Source organism: Bacillus cereus group sp. BfR-BA-01524, assembly GCF_022662595.1.
GTDB classification, from domain to species: domain Bacteria; phylum Bacillota; class Bacilli; order Bacillales; family Bacillaceae_G; genus Bacillus_A; species Bacillus_A thuringiensis_S.
Map to the genome: position 1 here is coordinate 1 of NZ_JAKUDW010000364.1, position 289 is coordinate 289.

A 289-nucleotide genomic window follows, 5' to 3' on the forward strand; every position below is an offset into this window, starting at 1 on the left:
CATTTAGGGAAAAAGGTGCTTTATGTAGAAGCGGACCAAGTAAGACCAAACTTCGCGGTTGGAACAGGTCTTAGCCATGAGAGTAAAAACATGCTAGGGCTTGTAAGAAAAGAAAATGAATACAATCTCTTGCAGTATATTTGTACCAAGCAAGATTTATTAGAAAAAAAAGTGAATCCAAGGCTGACGCAAAAATTACACGATAAGATGGATTTTCTGGTGTTTCCATCAGGTTATAGCTTAACTCAATTCCCAGAGATTCAAAACAAAGAATTGTTTGTAACGACAT

Annotated in this window: 1 pseudogene; it reads left to right on the forward strand. The window is 36.3% G+C overall.

Annotated features, from left to right (window positions below):
• Positions 1–289, forward strand: a pseudogene (locus tag MR170_RS31490) (AAA family ATPase); the annotation flags it as partial.